The 21,945-nt window shown below is 59.7% G+C and carries 21 protein-coding genes and 1 pseudogene; 10 read left to right on the top strand and 12 right to left on the bottom strand.

Going from position 1 to position 21,945, the window contains the following annotated elements:
• Positions 1-149: 149 nt before the first annotated feature.
• Together ACYQ14_RS10805 and ACYQ14_RS10800 are read right to left on the bottom strand one after the other, a co-directional pair.
• A complete protein-coding gene (locus ACYQ14_RS10805) occupies positions 150-722 on the bottom strand; it encodes a GNAT family N-acetyltransferase (protein ID WP_459887995.1) in 573 nt (190 codons plus the stop codon).
• Positions 723-826: 104 nt separating this feature from the next.
• Positions 827-949: pseudogene (locus ACYQ14_RS10800) on the bottom strand (IS1595 family transposase); the annotation flags it as partial.
• 555 nt (positions 950-1,504) lie between these two features.
• Here ACYQ14_RS10800 and ACYQ14_RS10795 point away from each other — a divergent pair.
• From ACYQ14_RS10795 to ACYQ14_RS10780, 3 genes are all read left to right on the top strand, one after another.
• Entirely contained in the window at positions 1,505-3,154 is a 1,650-nt protein-coding gene (locus ACYQ14_RS10795; RefSeq protein ID WP_459887993.1) for a hypothetical protein, read from the top strand.
• Positions 3,155-3,247: 93 nt separating this feature from the next.
• Positions 3,248-4,507, top strand: coding sequence for a DUF6498-containing protein (locus ACYQ14_RS22090; protein ID WP_488193327.1), 1,260 nt, complete (start codon positions 3,248-3,250; stop codon positions 4,505-4,507).
• Between the two features lie 198 nt (positions 4,508-4,705).
• The gene (locus tag ACYQ14_RS10780; protein WP_459887990.1) at positions 4,706-5,509 is read left to right on the top strand and encodes a DUF6498-containing protein; all 804 of its coding nucleotides are present in this window, start codon (positions 4,706-4,708) and stop codon (positions 5,507-5,509) included.
• 85 nt (positions 5,510-5,594) lie between these two features.
• Here ACYQ14_RS10780 and ACYQ14_RS10775 read toward each other — a convergent pair whose 3' ends face one another.
• The 3 genes from ACYQ14_RS10775 to ACYQ14_RS10765 form a co-directional block, all read right to left on the bottom strand.
• Entirely contained in the window at positions 5,595-5,891 is a 297-nt protein-coding gene (locus tag ACYQ14_RS10775; RefSeq protein ID WP_459887987.1) for an SUI1 family translation initiation factor, read from the bottom strand.
• Between the two features lie 31 nt (positions 5,892-5,922).
• The gene (locus tag ACYQ14_RS10770) at positions 5,923-6,453 is read right to left on the bottom strand and encodes a hypothetical protein (protein ID WP_459887985.1); all 531 of its coding nucleotides are present in this window, start codon (positions 6,451-6,453) and stop codon (positions 5,923-5,925) included.
• Between the two features lie 80 nt (positions 6,454-6,533).
• Positions 6,534-8,276, bottom strand: a complete 1,743-nt coding sequence (locus ACYQ14_RS10765; RefSeq protein ID WP_459887982.1) for an excinuclease ABC subunit C — start codon at positions 8,274-8,276, stop codon at positions 6,534-6,536.
• A gap of 141 nt (positions 8,277-8,417) precedes the next feature.
• Here ACYQ14_RS10765 and ACYQ14_RS10760 point away from each other — a divergent pair, with 141 nt between their 5' ends.
• The 3 genes from ACYQ14_RS10760 to ACYQ14_RS10750 all read left to right on the top strand — a co-directional run bounded on the left by ACYQ14_RS10760 (position 8,418) and on the right by ACYQ14_RS10750 (position 10,577).
• Complete coding sequence (locus ACYQ14_RS10760; RefSeq protein ID WP_459887980.1) at positions 8,418-8,687, top strand: DUF7967 family protein; 270 nt, start codon at positions 8,418-8,420, stop codon at positions 8,685-8,687.
• 109 nt (positions 8,688-8,796) lie between these two features.
• A complete protein-coding gene (locus tag ACYQ14_RS10755; protein WP_459887977.1) occupies positions 8,797-9,714 on the top strand; it encodes an ABC transporter ATP-binding protein in 918 nt (305 codons plus the stop codon).
• Entirely contained in the window at positions 9,711-10,577 is an 867-nt protein-coding gene (locus ACYQ14_RS10750; protein ID WP_459887974.1) for an ABC transporter permease, read from the top strand. The genes ACYQ14_RS10755 and ACYQ14_RS10750 overlap by 4 nt, the downstream gene beginning before the upstream one ends.
• A 94-nt stretch (positions 10,578-10,671) precedes the next feature.
• On the opposite strand, the gene ACYQ14_RS10745 is transcribed toward ACYQ14_RS10750, so the two are convergent.
• Positions 10,672-11,049: a DUF7522 family protein gene (locus ACYQ14_RS10745; RefSeq protein WP_459887971.1), complete on the bottom strand. Its 378-nt coding sequence runs from the start codon at positions 11,047-11,049 to the stop codon at positions 10,672-10,674.
• Positions 11,050-11,178: 129 nt separating this feature from the next.
• Positions 11,179-11,661 (bottom strand): hypothetical protein, encoded by a 483-nt coding sequence (locus tag ACYQ14_RS10740; protein ID WP_459887968.1) that lies wholly within the window; start codon positions 11,659-11,661, stop codon positions 11,179-11,181.
• A 688-nt stretch (positions 11,662-12,349) separates the two neighbouring features.
• On the opposite strand from ACYQ14_RS10740, the gene ACYQ14_RS10735 reads away from it, so the two are divergent.
• A complete protein-coding gene (locus tag ACYQ14_RS10735) occupies positions 12,350-12,766 on the top strand; it encodes a hypothetical protein (protein ID WP_459887967.1) in 417 nt (138 codons plus the stop codon).
• A gap of 90 nt (positions 12,767-12,856) precedes the next feature.
• Here the strand turns inward: ACYQ14_RS10735 and ligA are convergent, their stop codons facing one another.
• Both ligA and ACYQ14_RS10725 read right to left on the bottom strand, forming a co-directional pair.
• Positions 12,857-15,016 carry an NAD-dependent DNA ligase LigA gene (gene ligA, locus ACYQ14_RS10730; protein ID WP_459887964.1) on the bottom strand — a complete coding sequence of 720 codons (2,160 nt, stop codon included), beginning with the start codon at positions 15,014-15,016 and terminating at the stop codon, positions 12,857-12,859.
• Positions 15,017-15,191: 175 nt separating this feature from the next.
• Positions 15,192-15,461 (bottom strand): DUF7571 family protein, encoded by a 270-nt coding sequence (locus ACYQ14_RS10725; protein ID WP_459887961.1) that lies wholly within the window; start codon positions 15,459-15,461, stop codon positions 15,192-15,194.
• 194 nt (positions 15,462-15,655) lie between these two features.
• Here ACYQ14_RS10725 and serB point away from each other — a divergent pair, with 194 nt between their 5' ends.
• On the top strand, positions 15,656-16,300 hold the full coding sequence (gene serB, locus ACYQ14_RS10720; RefSeq protein WP_459887958.1) for a phosphoserine phosphatase SerB: 645 nt from the start codon (positions 15,656-15,658) through the stop codon (positions 16,298-16,300).
• A 57-nt stretch (positions 16,301-16,357) separates the two neighbouring features.
• Here the strand turns inward: serB and ACYQ14_RS10715 are convergent, their stop codons facing one another.
• The 3 genes from ACYQ14_RS10715 to ACYQ14_RS10705 all read right to left on the bottom strand — a co-directional run bounded on the left by ACYQ14_RS10715 (position 16,358) and on the right by ACYQ14_RS10705 (position 19,847).
• The gene (locus ACYQ14_RS10715) at positions 16,358-17,137 is read right to left on the bottom strand and encodes a hypothetical protein (RefSeq protein WP_459887956.1); all 780 of its coding nucleotides are present in this window, start codon (positions 17,135-17,137) and stop codon (positions 16,358-16,360) included.
• Positions 17,138-17,280: 143 nt separating this feature from the next.
• A complete protein-coding gene (gene metX, locus ACYQ14_RS10710) occupies positions 17,281-18,486 on the bottom strand; it encodes a homoserine O-acetyltransferase MetX (protein ID WP_459887953.1) in 1,206 nt (401 codons plus the stop codon).
• Positions 18,483-19,847, bottom strand: a complete 1,365-nt coding sequence (locus tag ACYQ14_RS10705) for an O-acetylhomoserine aminocarboxypropyltransferase/cysteine synthase family protein (protein WP_459887951.1) — start codon at positions 19,845-19,847, stop codon at positions 18,483-18,485. Before ACYQ14_RS10705 ends, metX begins: the two co-directional genes overlap by 4 nt.
• A gap of 163 nt (positions 19,848-20,010) precedes the next feature.
• Here ACYQ14_RS10705 and ACYQ14_RS10700 point away from each other — a divergent pair, with 163 nt between their 5' ends.
• On the top strand, positions 20,011-21,240 hold the full coding sequence (locus ACYQ14_RS10700) for an MFS transporter (RefSeq protein WP_459887948.1): 1,230 nt from the start codon (positions 20,011-20,013) through the stop codon (positions 21,238-21,240).
• A gap of 135 nt (positions 21,241-21,375) precedes the next feature.
• Positions 21,376-21,852, top strand: coding sequence for a cupredoxin domain-containing protein (locus ACYQ14_RS10695; RefSeq protein WP_459887946.1), 477 nt, complete (start codon positions 21,376-21,378; stop codon positions 21,850-21,852).
• Positions 21,853-21,945 lie beyond the last annotated feature (93 nt).

The raw sequence follows: 21,945 nt of genomic DNA, 5'->3' as shown, positions 1-21,945 counted from the left end.
GTCGTCAGTACCAAAAGTCTGCTCTCGTCTTTAGTCTGAACGGGACCGCGCCCCAAAGGAAGTTCCACCCGAAGGAAGGGGGTCGAACTCGAGCGGTGGGTCCGCGAAGTCCACTCGAGCGAGCGACGGTCAACTCTTCGCTCGAGTCGTCACACCTCGAGCGTGTACACCAATTCCGGGTAGAATTTGCCGTCGATTTCGACCTCCCCCTCGCCCGTCTGCTCGAAGCCGAGCGACTCGTAGAAGCCCCGTCCCTCGTCGTTGAACGCGAAGTCGATCAGCTGAATGCGCTCGACGTCGTAGGCCTCGAGTTGGATTCGGAGTCGGTCGTGGAGCGTCGTCCCGATCCCTCGGCCCTGATAGTCGGGGTGGACGTACAGCCGAAGCACATCCGCATTGTCGCCGTGGACGACGGCCTGGGCGAAGCCGACGATGTCGTTCTCCGCCCCGTCGTCTCGTTCGTCCGCGTCATCGTCGCTCCCATCTCCATCGCCGCCTCCGTTTTCGACCTCCTGACTGTCACCTCGCTCGCCGTCCTCGCTCTCGACGACCAACACCACGGTTCCGGGCGCCTCGAGCGGAATCCCGCCCTCTCCGTACCACTCGTCGATCGCCCAGTCGATCGTCTCGGGCTCGAGTTCGTCGTAGGTGTCGTGCCACGTTTCCCTGGCCACGGCGCTGATCGACTCGAGGTCCTCGGTCGTCGCGAGCCGAACGTGCATACCCGAAATTGGGCGGAGAGCGGTAAAGGTGTTCTCGATACTCGTGATGGGAACCCAATTATTTGAATAGGAACTGCGCTCTTGTGGCGTAGATTATTGGTGAGTTAGAGCGCAGTTTCGAGGATGGTTTTGAGCGCTTCTATCCCTGGTTTTCGGTAGACACGACGACGAAGTTGAAACGCTCTGAGAGACGGTGTGAGCTTATCCTTGAAGACGCCTCGATGTGGCTCTCGCAGATATTCTTAGTTGGTTTTACTCTCTCTTATATATCTACTATAGCTCCATCTAATAGTAAAGTAAAAATATAAAACTATATTAGTTAGATACTAGATTACATATACATGGCGAAAAATAGCCGCCACCGATCAACGGAGAATTCCTCGCGTCGAAGCGTCCTCAAGTCGATGGGTGCCAGTGGAGCAGGTCTCGCTGCAATGCCAACTCTGACTTCACTCACCGACGTTCAGATATTCGGGACGGCTACCGCAACCACTGGTAGCGTCGACGACACATCGAAGCGATTGCTCGTGATCAAGAGTACTGAAGAGATCGAGTACGAATTCACCGTGACCGGACTATTGTCGGAAGTTGATGCACCGTCTGATGCTGTCGAGTCGGGGACTGGTTCGGCGGTACTTGCGGATGGACGTCACGAATTTTCGTTTACTGGTGAATTCACGGCTTTCGGTATCGAAGGCGACGCAACCGTCACCGTCGACGGAGAGTCGTTCGAATACGAGACGTTCCCACACAATACGCTCGAGATTATCGCCGACGGGACGGTGAACTACGACGTTTCGGCGACCGGAGCCGTCGAACTCAACTCGGATGATGCAGAGAGGCCGACCAATCGGAGCGCTACCGGCACGATTTCTGCTGTATCTGGTTCAGGTCTGACCTCGTACGGTTCCGGATCGTCATCTCACACGCTCTCATACGCTGGGGAATTGACATATCTCGATATCGAGGGCGATGTGACTGTGATCGATAACGGCACTGAAATCGATCCTACTCGACCGGTTCCCACAATCGAACCCCGTCGGGCGCAGATCGAATCGTTTGGGACCGAACGCGAGTACTATCTCCACTTGGGATGGGACGTCACCGCAGAAGACGGAGATGAGATGATCGATAAGATCAAACACGGTATCGCGTACGGGACCGCAACTTCTCAACCCACCGCATTTTCGTTCAGTGGCATCTTCCAATTCGTGGAGATTCCCGAAGTCGGAGCGATCAAAAATGATCCTGAGAATGACTCCGTCGAGTGCCTCTCACTGAACGACGATGGTGTGTCAATTACCGTAACAACCGCCGATGGATTGGAGACGACCTTTGCCACGGAATCGGACGAACTGGAGACGTTCGAACTGGATGGACAGATTACGAACGTCCGAGTGGAAGCCGCGAATCAGCAAGAACCCGCTGGGGTCGAACTCAATCTTGAACCCGGCGTGACGCCCGATGCGGCAATTCGTGCAAAAAAGCTCCAACTGGCTGCCAGCCTCGAGCGTGAGTCCGAGTTCGAACCGCTTTCGATTCACGCCGAAGCAGATGGCGGTCGAATTCGACAGGATTCCGGTGGGATCACTGCATTCCGTGTCGCAACCGCCGGTGATACGGGCGATAAATCACAGCGGGATTTGTATGCCGGCGCTCGCTACGAGCTTACAGATATCGACGGACCCGACTTCGAATCGGTACGACTTGCGAAGAATACAACGATTAGCGAGGTAGAGGAAGCACAGGTAATTCGACGCTTCCGAACGGCAGAAGATGTTCCACAGGGTGTCGAAGTAGGTCAGCTGATCGACGAAGACAGCGAGGAGGCTGACAGACTCACTACGCACTCTACTGAAGAACATTCGCGGGAGACGATACGGCTGAGCGAGATATCCGGTAGCCTTCGAACGCATTCTGTGGAATCCGACAAAACGGCACTACGAAAAGATGCGTTGGAGTACGATCGGAACCAGGATGTAACAGAACTAGAAATTCACGGTATCTCGGGTATCATCGACGAGGGCACTGATGTCGTCGTTGACACCGTAGACAGTGGAATAAGTGTCACCTTGTCCGGAATCGGTACGTTCAGTGATTGGAATTACCTTGAGGGGAACTTCCAAGGTTTCTCTGATAGAGGTTCGAGGGCACTGAACAACGCGTTCAACTCGGCCAGTCCGTTCGTAACGGCATTATCTCATTTCGGAGAAAGTGGTGAAGTTGATAATTGTAGCGCTTGCATTGCGACCGGCCTGGTCGCGGTCGACGTTGGCGTCGGCAAAGCTAGTACCGCTGGATGCGCGGCGATCACTGGGGGAGTTGGTACACTCGGATGTGCGCTGTTCTTTAATACGCTCGCTGACCTGATTGCTCAGCATGGTGCGGAAGAAGGGTTGCAGAGAGCGTGCGAAGAAGCCAGCCTTTGTTGAGTGAGCCCATTAGATCACAGAACCTATCCCACAGTATTTATTCTATTGAGAAAATAAATATTCAAGACCTCACAAATAGTGAATCCTTTTCAGATGGTAAGTAGGACTGATGATTTCTGGGCGTATAGCCGTCCTGTGGTGGTCCTCATCGCTATTGCGAATTTGCTCCCACTGTTGGGACTGCTCGCCTTCGGCTGGGATATGATCGACCTGTTGGTAGTTTATTGGCTCGAAGGAGGCGTCGCCATCATCGTCGGATTCGTGAAAACCGGCCCAGCGAGGCTCGTCACTCTACCGTTGCCCGACAGCCAGCGTAAACCCTCGATACAGATCAAGCGCGGGTCGATCAACATCGGCGGTCTTCCTATTTACGCTCGAAACGGGCCGCTACTCGTGTTTCTGCTGGCCGCTCTCGGGGTGTGGCTCGTAACGGGGGTACTCGCATTCTACCGCGCTACGTCTCCGTTTGTGTACTCAACGACGACGCTTCCGACCGTCGTAACTGTCGCAGGTCTCCTTGCCGTATCGCACCTGATAACGATTCGACCGTACTTCGATGAACGGCGATATCGACGGACGACGCCACCAGAAACTGCCGCTCCATCACTCGCATACGTGTTTGGCGTCGCCTCGCTTGTCGTGGTACTGGCTGATCTTACCGATCATCCTCTGAACCTTAGTTGGCTCGTGTCATTTCCCATCGCGATTGCCATCGGAAAGATAGTCCTCGAGTTGCTCACCCGTTGTCGAAATCGCTTCCGGTTCGAGCAGATCAGTACAGATACCGATCCGTTCACCTTTGAGCGTAGTTTTCGTCAGCGGATGTCACCGAAACAACTGACCGCGGAGCTTCCTTCGGTGCCCCGTCCGGATACGTGGCCACAGCTGACCGTCCAGCCTACACGCCTAGGTATTATTGTCGAAGGTCCGTTCGTTGGACTTGGAAACCGTGTCTTTGGAACCTGGTTCGGACTCCTTTTCACCTTCGCTATTGCGATAGTGATACTAGGCGGGTCGTGGTCGTTTGCACTAATCCTCGGAGGCACCGCGTTGGGTGGTCTCACGTTGTGTGGTCTCGCGATCTCGTATCCACGGAACGCGACGCTCGAGTACGAGTTCTACGACGACCGGCTGGTTTGCTACGATCGGTGGCTCCAACAACCGCAGTGGGAACTTCCCTACGCGGAAATTGATCAGGTTTCGATCACTCACAGTCGAGTCGGTCAGCTCGTCGGATACAGTACTGTGTCTATCGGAACGAGCGACGGTATGCCTGCCAAGCTGCCGTATCTTTCGGACGGGGAAGAAGTCGTTGCTCGTCTCGGTCGTATCGCTCACATTGAAGTTCACTAATTCCCTAAACTACAATTTAGCTGAAAAAGAGGGTGCTAAGCCCTCGTCCTCGGTCGTCGCGAGCCGAACGTGCATACCCGAAATTGTGCGGAGAGCGGTAAAGGTGTTCTCGATGCTCGAGGCAGAATACAGCACATCGAAGGCCGTAGGCGACAGGGACCAAGGAACTTATTGACAACTGTTCAATTTACTAATCTGATGGGATTCGGTCGACGAACGGAAACGAAATCGGTCGATCTCGGCTTTGGCCCTATCCTGCTATCGAACCTCCTCCCGATCGTCGGGATCATCTGGTTCGACTGGCGACTCGCCGAGATTCTCGTGATTTTCTGGCTCGAGATTTGGGTCATGCTCCTCGTTTACAGCGGACTCGCACTCACTGCTGAACGACCGGTCGTTCTCGAGGGGCGAAGACTCCACCTGCCGGGTGTTGGGAAGAACACGGACCTCTGTGAGTCGAAGTGGAGCAGCGAGTCCGAGGGAATCTCCCTCGTCGGCCCGATTCCGCCGATTTACCCCCGAAACGGTCGGATAGTTGCACTGTCGATGTTCTGGGGAGCCGGGTTTCTGATCCTCCCCGTCTTCGTCTTCGAGTATTATTCGGCCCTCAAGTCGACCGTTTCACCCGCCATCGTCGGGGTGACGATCGCGATTTCCGCTTCGCACCTCCTCGAGGTTCAGCGCGAATTCCTCGAAGAGAAAAAATACCAAGCGATGTCCGCACACATGGTGCTCGAGATTCCCATCCGAGTGATCTTCTTTGCCTTTGGGTTTCTCATGACGTTAGCCATCGTTGGCGGAATATTCATCGTCATCATCGGAGTGACTCTCTCCGAGACGTTCGGCTACGTTCCGAGCGAACGGGTCATCGATGCCGTCCTCGTAACGGGACCGATATTAGGAAAACTCGCCGTCGAATGGTCGAGATTCAGGGCGGAACGAGAGTCGAATCCGACCGGCTTCGCGAACTGGTTCGTTCCGGAAGATCCGCGATCGAAATAGCGCCTCGAGGAATCACTATCCGCTGTGGTGGACTCTCTGATCGAGAGGAGCGGGCTCGCTCAAGTTCAGAGAGCAGGGAGTTCGCTCAACTCCGTATTTCAAAGCCGCGGTCGCGAAGCAACTCCGGCACTCGATCCTGATGGTCGCCCTGGAGTTCGATCCGACCATCGTCGACCGTTCCGCCTGCGCCGACTGCACTCTTGAGATCCGACGCGACAGATTGTACTTCCGAATCCGAGAGGTCGAATCCCTCGATAATCGTCACCGGCTTGCCGTACCGGCGGGTTTCCATCCGAATCGAGAGCTTCTGTTGGGAGGTCTCGAGGTCTCCCTGACTGTCGAGTTCGTCGAGCAGGTCGTCGAGTGGGTCGTCTGCGGGCACGTGTAAGTGGAGGTATCCCAGCACAATAGACCTAGTTACCGGTCGGATTTCCGGACCGTCGCGCGACGAGTTCGGTCGCACCGACCGAGAGGACGGAGAGCCAGAGGGCACACGCGATCAGGGCCACCGTCGTCGCAACCGCCGAGTGAATCGCCAACGGTGCGAGGACGAGCAACGGGAGCCCGAGTAGGACCATCACGACGGTCAGCGCGTCGCCGAGGACGGCCGGGCCGATACCGGCGAATTCGACGAGCGCCCAGGCACCACAGAGCGCGACGAACCCCAGGAACACGCCGAGCGCGTTGGTATCCGCCTGGAAGACTCGCTGCCGGTACGGCAGTTCGTGGGCCGCGGTGGTACGATTCCTGCCGACGAACGCGAGAAGCGCCGCGATGGCGGCCGAACCGACGACCGCACCGACGAGGGCGAGCAGGATCAGCCCTGCACTCGGTTCGATTGCGGGCGGGAGCCGATCCGTCGTCAGGTTCCGGTTGATGAACCAAACCGACGGAAAGAGAGCCATAAAGAAGGGGACGATCATCGCACGAACGAATTCCCTCATTGGTAACTGTTCAACTCGAATACACATATGTGTTGCTTACCGAACGTGACGGTGTCCGATACGGCAGCCACCGTTGCCCGCTACAGCCGTGACTTGATCGTCTCGGCAGTCTTCTCACCGATGCCGGAAACGCTCCGCAGGTCCTCGAGGGACGCCTCGCGAACGTTCTCCACACTCCCGAACCGCCCCAAAAGCTGCTTTCGCGTCTCCGGGCCGACGCCCGGCACGTCGTCTAGTACCGTCTTCACCTCGTCGCGGATCGTCTGGTGGTACTGTACGGCAAAGCGGTGGGACTCGTCGCGCACGCGCTGGAGAAGGTGCAGATGCGGGGCGTCCGACGGCCAGGAAAACTCCCGGTCGGGCGTGATGACCTGCTCCTCGGCTTTCGCCAGGGCGATCGCTGGCACGTCCCAGCCGACGGTCTCGAGCGCGTCTCGAGCCGCCTCGAGCTGTCCCGCCCCGCCGTCGATCAACAACAGGTCGGGGTCGGGGCGGTCGTCTCGACCCTCGACGGCTCGGCGGGCGCGCCACTCGAGGAGGGCTCGCATGTTGTCGTAGTCGTCGTTCTGGTCGGTGAGCTTCTTCCGGCGGTAGTCGGCCTTCTCGGCGTTGCCGTCGACGAACGCGACGTTGCTCCCGACCGCCGACTTCCCCTGGGCGTGGCTCACGTCGAAGCCCTCGATTCGGTCGGCGGACTCGAGGCCGAGCGCGTCGGCGAGCATACCACACTCGTCGCGGCCGCCGACGTTTCTGCGGGCGTTTTTCAACGCGAGGTCGACCAGCTTCACCTCCCGGCCGGCACCCGGAACGCGGACGTCGACGCCTTCGGCCTCGAGCCAGGCCGCGACCTCCTCGTCACCGTGGCGTTCGGGCAACAACAACGCGTCGGGCAGGTCCCGTTCGGCGTAGTACTGGACGAGAAACGCCGCGAGGACAGACGCGATGTGCTCGCTCTCGTGGTCCGGAGCCGGCGCGTCGACGCCGTGGCGATCCCGTTCGACCAGCTTACCGTCCTCGGCGCGGAGTCGGGCGACCGTCGCGTCTTCGCCCTCCACGGCGACGCCCAGCACGTCGACGGCCCGTTCGTGGCCGGCCGACTGGACGGCTTCGCCGCCCTCGCCGTGGAACGCCTCGACGGACTCGAGTCGATCCCGGAGGTTGGCCGCGCGTTCGAAGTTCTGCTTCTGGGCCGCGGCGTCCATCTCCCGGCGCAGTGGGTCCGCGAGGATCCCCGTCTCGCCCTCGAGAAAGCGCTCGACCGCAGTTACGTCCTCCCTGTAGCTCTCGGGGTCGATCTCTCGCGTACAGGGCGCGGTACAGAGTCCCATCTCGTAGTCGAGACACGGCCGGTCTCGACCCGAGTACTTGTGATCCGAACAGCCACGGACGCCGTAGGTTTCCCGCAAGGCCTTCAGGACCGTTTCAACCCGCCCTTTGTTCGTGTACGGGCCGAAAACGGTCGCGGACTCGTTGGGGTCGCGCGTGATCTCGATCCGCGGTGCCGCGTGATCGGTCAACTGGATCATCGGATACGATTTGTCGTCTTTCAGCCGGACGTTGTAGCGGGGCTGGTGGCGCTTAATCAGGTTCGCCTCGAGCAACAACGCCTGGGTCTCCGTGTCCGTGACGGCGATCTCGATGCCGTCGGCGCGGTCGACCATCCGCCGAATCCGAGCGCTTCGGGGGTCGGCGTAGGACTTCACGCGATCTCGGAGGTCGACCGCCTTGCCGACGTAGACGGTGACGTCGTCGGCTCGAAACTGGTAGACGCCGGGCTCTCGCGGTAACGATTTCGCTCGCTCGCGAACCGTCTCGGCGTTCATCGGCGGGCCTAGGGAGTCGAGGGGTTTCAGCCTACCGTCACAGCGTCTCCCACACCGACTCGAGTCGGTACCTCGAAGGATCCGACTGTCTCCGAAACCCGACGCGGTACTTTCTCGGTGGTCGGCCCACAACGACCACTCATGAGTGATTCGACGGAACGGTGCTGGCTGGTCGAGCGGACGTTCGACGATCGAAACCTCGTCACGATCGTCTACGCGACCCCTGACGGCTCGCGGTACCACCAGCGAGAACGGTCAGCGATGTCCTTACAGCAGGGTTCGGCGGTGACCGCGGCGGCCGATATCGACGCGGACGAACTCGAGGCGGTCCCCGACGAGGAGACTCGAGAGCGCTACGCTGGCGAAGTCGAGCGGACTGCAGAAAAGTACGACCCGGACGAGGAGATCTGACAAATTTATCAGAAATAGGCCGAATTAGCCTCTCAAACCTTCAGTCGCGTTTTCTCGCACTAATATCCAGTGGAAAAAGCTTATCGGCACTCAGTGAGAGATGCCACCTATGGCTGCTATAGAAGCCAACGCCCTGACAAAATCATACGGTCAAACGGTCGCGCTTGATGATCTCACCTTCGAGGTGCAGGAAGGCGAAGTATTCGGGTTTTTAGGCCCGAATGGCGCTGGAAAGTCGACGACGATCAACATCCTCCTCGATTTCGTCCGACCGACCGCTGGCTCCGCATCGATTCTCGGACTGGATGTCCAGTCCGATAGCAAAGAGATCCGTTCGCGAATCGGTGTCCTCCCCGAAGGATACGAAACATACGATCGACTCACCGGTCGCCAACACCTCGAGTTCGCTATCGAATCAAAGGAAGCGACCGAGACACCCGATGAGCTGCTTGAGCGGGTGGGAATCCTCGACGCGGCCGACCAGAAAACGGGCGGCTACTCGAAGGGGATGGCACAACGGCTTCTGCTTGCGATGGCGCTCGTCGGCGAACCGGAGTTGCTGGTCTTGGACGAGCCGTCGACCGGTCTTGATCCTAACGGCGCCCGCGAGATGCGAGAACTCATTCGCGAGGTCAATGATCGAGGGACAACTGTGTTTTTCTCGAGCCATATCCTCGAGCAGGTTGAGGCAGTTTGTGACCGCGTCGGTATCGTCCGTGACGGGGAAATGGTCGCTGTCGACAGCATCGAAGGGTTGCGCGATTCGGTCAGCAGTTCCACAGTACTTCGGGTTTCGGTCGACCGGGTCACGGATGATGTCCTCGCGGGGGTCCGGTCGCTGTCCGGAACCGGAACCGTCGAAACTCGGACCCAAAACGGCGAGCAGACACTCCTCGTCGAGTGTGACGGCTCGAAGACTGCCGTCCTCGAGGCCGTTGAAAACACCGGTGTGACAGTTCAGGACTTCGCAACAGAGGAAGCATCGCTCGAAGAAGTTTTCCATTCGTACACGGAGGTGAGCGCATGAGCGTCGCTGCCGTAGCAAAGAAGGACTTCCGGGACGGAGTCCGCTCACGGCTCCTCTGGGCGCTAACGGCGATGTTCGTCCTGTCTATCGGTGGGTTCAGCCTCCTTGCGACGCAATCATCAGTCGAGGACGGCGGGACCGTAGCATTGATCGGGATGCTCGGAATCTCGTCATTGATCGCCGTCGTCGTGCTCGTTCCGCTGACCGGGCTGGTTGTCAGTATCAAGTCAGTCGTTCGAGAACGCGAACTCGGCAGCATCAAAATCCTGCTGTCGCTCCCCCATACGCGTGGAGAGGTCATTGTTGGCAAGTTCATCGGACGCGTTGGATTATTAACGACCGCAATCCTCTCTGGATTCCTACCAGCCGGAATCATATTTGCGCTCCGGATCGACAACTTTCCGCTCTTCGAGTACGTGGCTTTGGTTCTTGTGACGATACTGTTTGGGGTTACGTTCGTCGCCGTTGGACTCGGTATCTCCGCACTTACACGAACTGAAACTCGCGCGACAATCGGCGGCGTCGCGGCGTTTATCCTGCTGTACTCCTGGCAGGGCATCTTCAGCTGGATCAACGGTCAGCTCGAGTTATTCTCTGGCGACGCACTGTTGTTCGTTCAGCGATTCGATTTGTTCACGGTGTTCTACGATGTTTTTGCGGCGATTATGACGGTGCAACACGACGATATACCGAACGCCTCTCTCGTCGCTGTGAACCAACAGATGATGGAAGATCCATCGGCGTCCGAGGTAGCCAGCCAACCAATCTACCTCCAACACTGGTTCGCGTTCGTAATCCTCGGAGCCTGGATCGCAGTTCCGCTAATGATCGGATACTACCGATTCAAAGCGACTGATCTCTAACGAAGTACTCATTGAAGAGCGACGGTGATGGGCACGCTATTTCGCTTACAACGTAGCACGTGATCGGAGGGGTGACATCCGGTGCTGTTTCAATTCAACTGTCCTCAAGAACCGATCGCAATGCCGTCGAAAGCTCCTCGAACCGCTCGATCGAAAGCGGATCGGTCGTCACCCAGACGCCGGCATCACCAGCAATGACGCGCGTTAGGTAGCCGTTTTCGAACATTCGAATCGTCGCCTCGTACGCCCCGAGTTCGGAGTTGCGGTAGGCCGACTGCGACCGAAAGCCAAGCGCCTCGTGTTCGGCGAAACCGACGAGGTCTGCGGTCTGCTCGAGGTCCGACCGGAGGTACAACTGGTCGACGTCGTCTTCGGTGAAGTAGGTGATACTCCGAAGTTCGTCGCCGACCGCGGTCCGACAGACGCTCTCGAGTTCTCCCGACAGTTCCCGACTAATGCTACCGTCACTCATACGTTATAATTGGAGCGACTGGTTAATAGCGTGACGATGACGGAAGAACCTACATTATGGTAAAGTACCTCACCCGAAGTCTCAAACCACACGGTAAGTCACCGCCACTTAGTGATTCACCGGAGCCGATCAGATGTCCTCTGATCCCAAGTCGTAGGTATCACAGTCCCAACTCTGCCACGGGTAAGTCCGTGTACAGTACGTGAGTTCGTTTTCTGCCCTAGGTCCGCCCGGATAGCCACTATCGTAGCAGGTTTTAGCTTCCACCTTTCTCAATCCGAGATTGAGAGTTACTTCTTCACAGCTCTCCCCATCCGGATCACACGTCCATGAATCCGTCCTTGTCTGGTCTAACGCCGAGAGTTCTAACTCGAAAGCACACGGGTCTTCGTACGCTGTGAAACCGATATTCAAGGGAAAGGGCAAATCTATCGGGATGAAATCATCGATGTCATCCAGTTCGAAACCACCGATCTCTTCTCCACCGGGACTCGCTGCTGCTACGCTAGGAATGATCACAGCACCAGTACCTACACCAGCGGCTGCTCGTAGCATATTTCGACGCGTCGGTGTCGATCCATCAGAGGACTGTTTTATATTATCATCGGGCATTGCAACTTATCCATCAAGTATCAAATTATTAAAATTATTGGATTGGGAAATTGTTTACTTATCCTCAAGATTTATACATTATCAATAGACATTACTATTAGTTCTTCCGGGCTTTTGAATATAGAAGCGCCAGCACAAAGAGTTGGCTATGAATCGGCCATAGTGAACCTCTATACAACAATGGATTAGCTAGCTCACGGCACATTAGATATTGATAACACCACACATAAGGATGATTTTACAAAACACACGATACCAGCTTCTCGCAGGCACCTCGTCGCTGAGAGTGCATTTAATCACCAAGAAGACGCTTCAGACAGCATACTCACACCTTCTTTCGGCAGTTCTTACATAAGCGCTACCAGTCATAACCCTTGGCGGCTGGGAGGCGTACGAAGCCGGCGTCTGGAGTGCAGAAAAGGCAACCAACAGAGCGTGGAAGCAAATTATCGCGGAACCGGTGACGAAACAATCCGGGGAAGACATCAGTTCTCACCTAGAGTTTCCGGAGGCGTTGGACGCGCAAGTCCGGGAACCGTCGGACTCGTCGGACCCGGTTTCTCCGTCCTCGGTGTCGGCGAGCGAGTTCGAGTTGGAGCTGAACAACAGCCATGAAGATGGATCGTCCGGACTTTCGGGGTCGTATTCGACGTCTTCTCGGACTCACGATGACGATGGAGAAGCGCGGATGCGCGGGTACTGTGGAACCGTGGTCGGGGGCACCTCGGAGTACGTCGTTCGGTTGCTTGCCGATGCCCGCGGTGAGAGCGGGAGCTACCAGGTGAACGTCGACTACAAAGCCCGGGGAACGACCACCTCCACGGTAGGCAACGCATCTACGGAACTCTTCATCTTGCTTCGAAACATGTCGAACGACACGATCGTAAAGGAACGAATAGAAGACCTGGGGTGGTCCAGTGGGGACGAAAAAACGGGTTCCGCGCAGTTCGAGCTAACCGACGGAAGCATCCATCAATTCGGCGTCGAACTACGGGCCTCCGCATCGGCAATCGTGGAGTACACCTACAGCGATTACTGGGGCCGTGATTCGAGAGCGCGGCGTCGACGGGTGGATATCGACCGCCTCGCTATTCAGGAACTCTAACCGGCCGGCAGCCGAGCGTTTCGACGGGTCGTCGACACCGACCGGTTGCATACCACCGACGAAGTGACTCAGAGGGAAATTGCCGTTTCCTCACTCGCCCTCGAGATCGATCCCGTGCTCTACGAGAAACTCCCGGAACTCGCCTTCTTCGAGCACGTCCACGTCGTTTTCCTCGGCGTCCTCGAGCTTCGTCGCCCCCGGACTCTCGCCGATGACGAGGTAGTCGGTGTTCCCCGAGACGCTTCCCGTCGCGTTCGCGCCGTGGGCTTCGACGGTCTCCTGTGCGTCACCTCGAGTGACGCCCTCGAGCGAGCCAGTGAAGACGAAGGTGAGCCCGTCGAATTCGTTACCGGCGTCGGTCTCGGTGTCCACCTCTTGGGGCGAGACGTGCTCGAGCACGTCGTCGACCGCCTCGGCGTTTGCCTCGCTGGTGAAGAACTCGTGGATCGTCTCGGCGACCGTCTCGCCCACGTCGTCGACGCCCTCGAGTTGATCCGGTTCGACCTCGACTGCCTCGCGAAACGCGGCGAACGTACCGAACTCCCGTGCGAGTTCGCGTGCGGTCGCCGGTCCGACGTGGGGAATTCCAAGCGCCGAAAGGAAGTCCAAAAGCGGCGGTTCGCGGGCCTCGGCGAGTTCCGAGAGCAGGTTGTCCGCGCTGGTTTCGCCCCAGCCCTCGAGGGCGGTGAGCTCATCGCGCTCGAGTTCGTAGAGCGAGGCGATGGAATCGACGAGGCCGGCCTCAACCAGCTGGCGGACGCTCTTCTCACCGAGGCCCTCGAGGTCGAGGCCGTCGTCGCTCGCATAGTACTCGATCGATCGACGGAGCTGGGCGTCACAGGCGAGGCCTCCGGTACAAAATGCCATCGGCCCGTCGTGTTCGATCGGACTGTCGCAGATCGGACAGCGCTCGGGGAGCTCGTAGTGGCCCTCACTCGCTTTCTCGATTACCTCCTCGACGTAGGGAATCACGTCGCCCGCTCGCTGGACGCGGACGGTATCGCCCACGTTGACGTTCTTCTCCGCGATCTCGTCGGGGTTGTGCAGGCTCGCTCGAGAGACCGTCACGCCGCCGACGTCGACCGGCTCGAGGAGCGCGACGGGAGTAACCCGGCCAGTTCGACCGATCTGGACGGCGATATCGACGATCGGGGTTACCTCCGCGCGTGCGGGGAACTTGTAGGCGAAGGCCCACCGGTCGTGACGAGCCGTTTGGCCCAGCTCCTCGCGGGCCTCGCGGTCGTCGACCTTGATCACGACGCCGTCGATTTCGTAGGGGAGGTCGTCTCGAGCCTCGAGCAGTCGATCCCGGTAGTCGATGGCCTCCTCGATCGCATCTCCCGATCCTTCGTCACCTGCGGCGTCCGCGGAACTCCGTTCTGCGCTTTCGACGACCTCGACGCGGTCGTTCGTCCGCAGGCCGAGTTCCGGGAGCCGTTCGAGTTCCTCGCGGTGGGTGTCCTCGAGCTCGCTCGACTCGAGCACGTCGAAGTAAAAGACCTCGAGCGGGCGCTGTGCGACCACGGCGGGATCCAGCTGGCGGATGGTTCCCGCGGTCGCGTTTCGCGGGTTCGCGAAGGGCTCTTCGCCGCGTTCGATTCGGTCGCGGTTGTGGGCTTGAAATTCGTCTTTGGGCATGTAGACCTCGCCGCGGACGGCGAGGAAGTCGGGCGGATCGCCGTGGAGCTTCTGAGGAACCGAACCGATCGTGCGCGCGTTTCGGGTCACGTCGTCGCCTTCGTGGCCGTCACCGCGAGTCACCGCCCGCACCAAGCTCCCTTCCTCGTAGACGAACTCCATCGAGACGCCGTCGAACTTCGGCTCGCAGACGTAGCTGATATCCTCGACGCCCTCGCCTTTGCCGACCTCGTTGCGAACCCTGCGATCGAACTCGCGAACGTCTTCGGCCTCGCCGCTCTGGTCGATCGAGAGCATCGGCGCGACGTGTTCTGCGGTCTCGAACGCGTCGATGGGCTCCCCGCCGACGCTTCGGGTCGGACTGTCGGGGTGGGAGAGCGAGAACGCGTCCTCGAGTTCTTGAAGCCTGGCGAAGAGCGCGTCGTAGGCTCTATCGGCGATGGTCGGATCGTTCTCGACGTAGTAGCGACGGTCGTGTTCGCGGATGGCCGCCCGGAGCTGCTCGACCTGATGTTCGGCCTCCTCCGCCGAGAGCTCCTCGAGGGGGACAAATTCCGTCGGCGGATCTCGGAGGTAGGGGTTGTCGTCCGAAGATTCGTCGGCGACTGACATTACTCGAGGGTAAACGCCGGTCCGTTAAAGTCGCTGTCTCTCGTGTCGGCATCGGACGGCCAAAAGAACCGAATAGGTAGACAGTAGCCCGCTGTTTGGCGGTGCGACGTCACTGTTCACTCGAGGAAACAGTGGATCCGCAAGCCGGATCCGTGACAGTATCGCGACGCGCCGTTCAGACGGACTGAGTCTCGAGATTCCACCCGGGATCCTGACCGGTCCGTTCGATGAGGTCGGATCGACACGCCGGGCAGTAGTCGGGCGTTGCACTCGCACTTCGGGGAACATAGACCGCACCGTTGCACTCCACGCATGCATCGGAAACGATGGTCGCGCAGTCGACGCAGACGTTAAAATCGTCGACCGTGAGTTCACGCAGGGGTTCGAGTTGTTTGTCCAAGAGATACTCGTCGATGACCGCCTGACAGTTTTGGCACGGTTTCATGTCGATGCACTCGGTACCATGTGACAGTAACACAAAGTTCTGTCGTCCCCCGTGGAACCCTGCCGCAACTTCGCCGTCGGGGAGATTTCGACATCTGCGACAGAGCAATCACAAACGAACGCAAACGGAGTCAGCCGCCGAATACCGAGCCAAAACCTGAACTGGTTTATTCCCGGCCTGAAAACCATCGGTCGATGACCATCGTCGCTTTCGACTTCGACGGAACGCTTTCCGATTCAGAAATGACCGTCCTGCTCGGCGACCGGTGCGGGGTCGCCGACGAGATGGAGGAGATCACCGAACGCGCGATGAACGACGAGATCGGCTACGCAAAGAGCCTCCGCGAGCGCGCGGCGCTGCTCGAGGGACTCTCCGAAGCCGAAGCCCAATCCGCCTTCGACGAGGTCGAACTTCGCGAGGGGGCGGCGGGCCTGATTCGGGCGCTCAACGACGCCGGCGTCACCACCGCGATCCTCACCGGCGGCTTCAAGCGCGGCGTCGCGACGGCGCTCGAGGACGAGGGCGTCACCGTCGATTTCATCGTCTCGAACGAACTCCCGATCGAAGACGGCGAACTGACAGGCGACGTCGAAGGCCCGCTCATCGAAGGCACGAAAGATACCGCACTCGAGAGCCTCGCCGGCGACGCCGGCGTTTCGATGGCGGAAACGGTCGCCGTCGGCGACGGCGCGAACGACCTCCCGATGCTCGAGGTCGTTGGCCTTCCGATCGGGTTCGATCCGAAACCGGCCGTCGAACCGGCCTGTGAGGTCGTCGTTACCTCGATGGCCGAGGTTCGAGATACGCTGTTGGCCGAAGGCGTCCTCGATCGAACGTAAAGACGAATAGTCGTCCGAGTAACATCGGTTCTCCCGAGTCGTTTCCTGTGAGACGAGCTACGACGATACCTCGTCGGACTCGGACTGAACCGAGTCCGCTGTTCGCGAACGGGGTGGCTCAATTCGTCCCAACAGGTGATAGACGAACACTGCGATTACTCCCCCGATTAGCGCAATCGAGAGCACGGTGCCGACCGTCGTCAGAACCAGCGACGAGTCGACGGCGACCGCGATCGCTTCGGACTCTTCGGCCCTCGCCCCTCCAGTAGCGGTCCCCGTACCCTCTTCCTCGGGAATCCAGGTCGAAATCTCAGCAAGAACGACCGAGAGGACGACGTAACTCGAGACGAAGAACGTTCCGGCTATCGCACCGCTTTTGGCTGTCTCCTTGAGCCTCGCTTCCCGCAGTGTCCGGACGAGGAGAAAGCCGGCGATCGAAAGCACGACGATCGGAACGAGCGCCGTTACGTGGGACGTAAGGCTGCCGTACACGCTGAAGCCCATCTGTATCGGCTCCTCGCCGTTCATAATCGTCGCACCCTGGCTCCCCAACACGGTTAGCCCGGTGACCACCCATCGGCTCGGTTCCTGATCTCCCCCTGCAAACAGTCCGCCGGAGAACATCGCCCCAACTAATTGATAACATATTACATAGACAGCGACGAACGAACCGACGCCGAACCCGAGTCCGACTTTACTCGACCGAACGACCGATCCGACGAGTTCGAGTCCGTCACGCCTCGGATCATCACCGCCGTTGGAGGCGTCCTCCGAACTCGTCTCTGCATCCTGTTCGTCCACCGCGGGGCCCTTGTCGTACTCGAGTTGTCTGTCCATTGCCATCAACGTTTCAGCCGAACCGAATGTGTGTTTCGGTCTCCCAATCAATCGGGCGCGCCGTCAGAAGGTTCCCTCGAGCGGCCGGACGAGCAGTCAGAACCGGGACTCGGCCGCTCCGAACGGTCAGTGCCGGTACGCAATCATTCCGAAAACAGACTCGTGTGTACCGGCGCGAACGCCTCCGGTTCGTCCTCCTCTTCGGCCGTGTCCGTGATCGCACGCCCCTCGAGGCCCGTGGAGAGAAGCGCCGACAGCGGCGGGCCGACCTTCTCGGGTTCGACGAGGAAGGCGTCGTGGCCGTGGTCGGATTCGACGACGTGGTGGGAGGCGTCGACGCCCGCGTCGCGACAGGCTTCGGCGAGGACCTCGGCCTGTTCGACGGTGAAGTGCCAGTCTCCGGTAAACGAAAGGATGAGCAGTTCGCCCTCGAACGCCGCGAGCGCATCCGCGTCGGATTCATAGCCCGCCGCGAGGTCGAAGTCGTCCATCGCGCGGGTCAGGTAGAGGTAGCTGTTGGCGTCGTACCGGTCCGTGAACTTCTCCGCCTGATAGTCGAGGTAGGATTCGACCTCCCGATACGGGAAGAACGCGCCCGCGGGATCCGTCGGCTTCTCTCGAGTCGCCTCGCGACCCGCCGATCGGCGACCGAACTTGCGGGCCATCGAGGCCTTCGAGAGGTACATGATGTGGCCGATCTGGCGGGCTCGAGCGAGGCCGTCGGTGGGCTCGGGGCCGCCGTAGTAGTGGCCCTCGTTCCAGTTCGGGTCGGTCGTGATCGCTCGCCGGGCGACGGTATCGAGGGCGAGACACTGCGCGTCGAGTCGGGCCGCGGCCGCGACCGATGCGGCGTACTCGATGTCGTCGGGGTACCGTCGAAGCCAGTCGAGGACGTTCATGCCGCCGACGCTGCCCCCGATGACTGCGTGGAGGCGGCCGACGCCGAGTTCGTCGAGCAGTTTCCGCTGGGAGCGCGTCCAGTCGCCGACCGTGACGGGCGGAAAGTCGGTGCCGTAGGGCTCGCCCGTCTCGGGGTTCGTACTCGAGGGGCCGGTCGTTCCGTAACACGACCCCGGCGCGTTCGCACAGACGACGTAGTACTCGGTGGTGTCGATGGCCTTGCCGGGGCCGACGACATCGCCCCACCAGGCTCGAGCCTGTCCCGCGGTCTGATCGCCCGAATCGGGGCGGCGGGCGACGTGGGCGCTGCCGGTCAGTGCGTGACAGATTAAGACTGCGTTATCGCCCGTGAACTCGCCGTACGTCTCGTAGGCGACCTCGAGCGAGGGAATCGACTCGCCACTCTCGAAGGTGAACTCCCCGAGTTCGACGGTCTCTTTGGTCGTCATGGCCGCTCCTCCGCAGGTTCTCCTCGATTCTCGGTGCTTGAGTCCGAACTGGCCGCCGACGCCGTCTCGATCGCCGAGTCGATATCCGCGAGGATATCCGCAGGGTCCTCGATGCCGACCGAAAGTCGGACCAGGTCCGGCGTGACGCCGGCGTCTTTCTGTTCTTCCGGGGAAAGCTGTCCGTGAGTCGTACTCGCGGGGTGGATCACGAGCGTCTTCGCGTCGCCGATGTTCGCGAGGAACTGGGCGACCTCGACTTCCTCGCAGAAGCGTTTGCCGGCCTGGAAGCCCCCTTCCAGTCCGAAGGCGATCATCCCGCCGAAATCGGAGAGATACTCGGAGGCGTTGTCGTGGGTCGGGTGGGTCTTCAGGCCCGGATGCGTGACCCACGCCACGTCGTCGTGATCGGCCAGGTACTCCGCGACGATAGTCGCGTTCTCGCAGTGTTTGTCCATCCGCAGAGGCAGGGACTCGAGCCCCTGCAGGGTCTGCCAGGCGTCGAACGGCGACTGCTGGTTCCCGAGACTGCGCGTCGAACGGAATCGAACCGTCGCGGCCAGCGGCGCGTCGGGAAAGTCCCGTGAGAAGTCGACGTCGTGGTAGGCGTGATTCTGTCCGGAAATCTCGTCGTAACCGTGTTCGCCCCACGGGAAGTCGCCGCCGTCGACGAGGATGCCGCCGACGGTCGTCCCCGAGCCGTGGAGCCACTTGGTGGTCGACTCCCAGACGACGTCCGCGCCGTGTTCGAGCGGACGGCAAAGATGCGGCGTCGCGAACGTGTTATCGACGACGAGTGGCACGCCGTGATCGTGGGCGATGGTCGAGAGACGGTCGAAATCGGGCGTCACGAGGGAGGGATTGCCGATCGTCTCGACGTGGACGAAGGCGGTGTCCTCATCGATTGCTTCCTCGTAGGCGTCGTACTCGAGCGTGGGAACAAGTCGAGTCTCGATATCCCGCCGGGAGGCAGTTTTCGCGAAGTAGGCGGTCGTCCCGCCGTAGGTGTCCGTCGAGAGGACGACATTGTCGCCCGCCTCGGCGAGGACGAGGACCGCCGAGTCGAGGGCGGCCATCCCGCTCGCAGTCGCCACCGCACCGGGTGCGCCCTCGAGTGATGCCATCCGCCGTTCGAGGGTCTGGACCGTCGGGTTCGATATCCGCGAGTAGATGTGACCCTCGCTCTCGAGGGCATAAAGATCCGCAGCGCTGTCGGCATCGTCGAAAACGTAGGAGGTCGTCTGGTAGAGTGGCGGGGCCATCGCGCCCGTCTCGGGGTCGGGAGACTGTCCGGCGTGGACGCTTCGCGTTCCGAATCGACACCGTTCGGGTTCATCGGTCCCGTCGCTCCTGTCGTCGCTCATGTTTTGCATGCATACTTCCCCACGGACTTATGCGTCTCAGTAACGGCAAAAACCGCAGACCTTGAGAGATGATATCTCGCATATGAGGCCATACTAGTGAGTGCGAACGACACGCAGTACCGAGACGGACGATTTCATAGGGGTGTAGACGCTACGGGAGAGTGTGTCTTCGAGTCGTCGCGATCGATTCATCCTCGCAACCGTCGTCTTCGCGGTGTTGTTCTCGCAGTTACTGCTCTATCCGGGGGTCGCGACGCTTGTTGAGGCACTCGGCGCGGATCCGGGCGGAGAATCCTCACCGTTCGCAACGACGGCGCTCGACGCGAGCATGTGGTTCCTCGTCGCGGAGTTCGCGGCGTACGTCGCCTTCGTCGGCGTCTGGGGAGCCGCAAGCGACATGACGGGGCGACGAACGCCCTTCATCGTCATCGGCGCACTCGCCGGTGCCGTCGGCTATCTCGCGCTCGCGGTCGCGCCCCTGCTCGGCTCCGTTCCCTTCGAAGGCGTACTCCTCCTGCGGGTGCTTCAAGGCGCGATGACCATCGGCGCGTTCTCGCTGACGATGACGATGCTGATGGATCTCGAGGGGGGCCACGGCAGGAATATGGGTGCCGCGGGGATCGCGATCGGACTCGGCGCGGCCCTCGGCGCTCCGATGGGGGGCCAACTCACGACGGTTCACCCGCTCGCCCCGCTGGTCGCCGCCGGGGTCTTGCTCGTCTGTGTCGGCGGGCTCGTCACCCTCGTCTCCGATAGAGCACCGAGCGGTAAACGGACGGCTCGAGACCTCCTCGAGGGTGTTCGACAACGGCCGACGCTATCGATCCCGTACGTGTTCGGGTTTATCGATCGACTCACGGCCGGGTTTTTCGCCCTCGTCGGGACGCTTTACTTTCAGGACACGTTCGGACTGGATCCCGCACAGACCGGGCTCTTGCTGGCGTGCTTTTTCGCTCCCTTCGCGCTCTTGCAGTACCCGATGGGAGCCCTCTCGGATCGAATCGGCCGAACGGTTCCGATCGTCGTCGGCTCGCTCTGTTATGGCGTCGGGATTCTGGGCGTTAACGTCGCACCGACGGTGACACTCGCAGCGCTTGCGATGGTTACGGTCGGTATTCTCGGCGCGCTCGTCTCTCCGGCGACGATGGCGCTCGTAACCGACATCGCCGCCGACGACGAACGCGGCGTCGCGATGAGCGGATTTAATCTCGCAGGGAGCCTCGGCTTTCTGGGCGGGTTCCTCATCGGCGGCACTGTCGCCGACACGTACGGCTACGATCTGGCATTTCTCGTCGTCGGCGGCCTCGAAATCACCATCGCGCTCGTCGCCGTTCCGGTCTTCCTCAGACTATCAGTATCCGGACACAAACATGTTCGTGAGGGCGAGGCATAAAATCTACACCGGCGCGTGAACTCGTCTTCCGTTTGATTTGCGGAAAGTTGTCGGCAGTAATGTGGTATGCACACACATGACTGCGTAACGACAGAGGGAATCACTTTTTATGTACGTAGTACCAAGAAAGTCACGATGGCACGAAAGCGAACGGTCTCACGGCGAACCGCACTGAAGGTCACAGGCGCTGCTGCGGCAACCGCGCTGGTCGCAGGATGCAGTGACGATGACGACGGGAACGGTGGCGACGATGACGGTGGCGACGACGGTGGAGAGACCATCGAACCCGGAACGGAGATCGAACTCCTCGGTTATACTGGCGGTTGGGAAGGCGTCGCACCCGAAGAAATCGAGGGCGAAGATAACCCGACACTCAACCTCGAAGAGGGCGAAGAATACGACTTTACGTGGGAGAACGCAGACGGCGACAACCACAACCTCGAGATTTGGGACGACGACGGCGAACTCGTAGACGACGAGTACCAGACGGACTTCAACGACAACGAGGGCGATTCCGAGACACTCGAGGGTGTCGAAGCAAGCGACGACATGGCAGAATACGTCTGCGAACCACACTCGGGTACGATGGACGGCGAAATCAACGTCGAATAACCGTTCGGTACTGTCCGTTTTTTCGGAAACCAGAGTCGGTAGTCATTCGACCGTCGATCGATGCGTCGAATTGGGTCCTGCATCGAACCGACA

It is taken from the genome of Halostagnicola bangensis (assembly GCF_054653435.1).
This window is presented reverse-complemented; position numbering and strand designations above follow the sequence as displayed.

Bases quoted from the DNA above. Each gene is read 5' to 3' on its own strand.
- ACYQ14_RS10805 (WP_459887995.1), bottom strand. From the start codon at position 722: ATGCACGTTCGGCTCGCGACGACCGAGGACCTCGAGTCGATCAGCGCC.
- ACYQ14_RS22090 (WP_488193327.1), top strand. From the start codon at position 3,248: ATGGTAAGTAGGACTGATGATTTCTGGGCGTATAGCCGTCCTGTGGTG.
- ACYQ14_RS10780 (WP_459887990.1), top strand. From the start codon at position 4,706: ATGGGATTCGGTCGACGAACGGAAACGAAATCGGTCGATCTCGGCTTT.
- ACYQ14_RS10770 (WP_459887985.1), bottom strand. From the start codon at position 6,453: ATGAGGGAATTCGTTCGTGCGATGATCGTCCCCTTCTTTATGGCTCTC.
- ACYQ14_RS10765 (WP_459887982.1), bottom strand. From the start codon at position 8,276: ATGAACGCCGAGACGGTTCGCGAGCGAGCGAAATCGTTACCGCGAGAG.
- ACYQ14_RS10760 (WP_459887980.1), top strand. From the start codon at position 8,418: ATGAGTGATTCGACGGAACGGTGCTGGCTGGTCGAGCGGACGTTCGAC.
- ACYQ14_RS10755 (WP_459887977.1), top strand. From the start codon at position 8,797: ATGGCTGCTATAGAAGCCAACGCCCTGACAAAATCATACGGTCAAACG.
- ACYQ14_RS10750 (WP_459887974.1), top strand. From the start codon at position 9,711: ATGAGCGTCGCTGCCGTAGCAAAGAAGGACTTCCGGGACGGAGTCCGC.
- ACYQ14_RS10745 (WP_459887971.1), bottom strand. From the start codon at position 11,049: ATGAGTGACGGTAGCATTAGTCGGGAACTGTCGGGAGAACTCGAGAGC.
- ACYQ14_RS10740 (WP_459887968.1), bottom strand. From the start codon at position 11,661: ATGCCCGATGATAATATAAAACAGTCCTCTGATGGATCGACACCGACG.
- ACYQ14_RS10735 (WP_459887967.1), top strand. From the start codon at position 12,350: ATGCGCGGGTACTGTGGAACCGTGGTCGGGGGCACCTCGGAGTACGTC.
- ligA (WP_459887964.1), bottom strand. From the start codon at position 15,016: ATGTCAGTCGCCGACGAATCTTCGGACGACAACCCCTACCTCCGAGAT.
- ACYQ14_RS10725 (WP_459887961.1), bottom strand. From the start codon at position 15,461: ATGAAACCGTGCCAAAACTGTCAGGCGGTCATCGACGAGTATCTCTTG.
- serB (WP_459887958.1), top strand. From the start codon at position 15,656: ATGACCATCGTCGCTTTCGACTTCGACGGAACGCTTTCCGATTCAGAA.
- ACYQ14_RS10715 (WP_459887956.1), bottom strand. From the start codon at position 17,137: ATGGACAGACAACTCGAGTACGACAAGGGCCCCGCGGTGGACGAACAG.
- metX (WP_459887953.1), bottom strand. From the start codon at position 18,486: ATGACGACCAAAGAGACCGTCGAACTCGGGGAGTTCACCTTCGAGAGT.
- ACYQ14_RS10705 (WP_459887951.1), bottom strand. From the start codon at position 19,847: ATGAGCGACGACAGGAGCGACGGGACCGATGAACCCGAACGGTGTCGA.
- ACYQ14_RS10695 (WP_459887946.1), top strand. From the start codon at position 21,376: ATGGCACGAAAGCGAACGGTCTCACGGCGAACCGCACTGAAGGTCACA.